The organism is Micromonospora sp. DH14 (assembly GCF_029809455.1).
Classification (GTDB): Bacteria; Actinomycetota; Actinomycetes; order Mycobacteriales; family Micromonosporaceae; genus Micromonospora; species Micromonospora parva.
Genome location: NZ_JARVKT010000084.1, coordinates 1 through 255 on the forward strand (window position 1 = coordinate 1; position 255 = coordinate 255).

The following is a 255-nucleotide window of genomic DNA, read 5'->3' on the forward strand; positions in this document are numbered from 1 at the left end:
TATGGCCGCAGAGAGCAGGGGGAAGCGACTGTTTACTAAAAACACAGGTCCATGCGAAGAAGTAATTCGATGTATATGGACTGACGCCTGCCCGGTGCTGGAACGTTAAGGGGACCTGTTAGCTCTTCGGGGCGAAGCGGAGAACTTAAGCGCCAGTAAACGGCGGTGGTAACTATAACCATCCTAAGGTAGCGAAATTCCTTGTCGGGTAAGTTCCGACCTGCACGAATGGCGTAACGACTTCCCCACTGTCTC

The 255-nt window shown here is 52.5% G+C and carries 1 rRNA gene; it reads left to right on the forward strand.

The features are described from left to right. Positions 1–255: ribosomal RNA gene (locus QCZ28_RS34445) — 23S ribosomal RNA — on the forward strand; the annotation flags it as partial.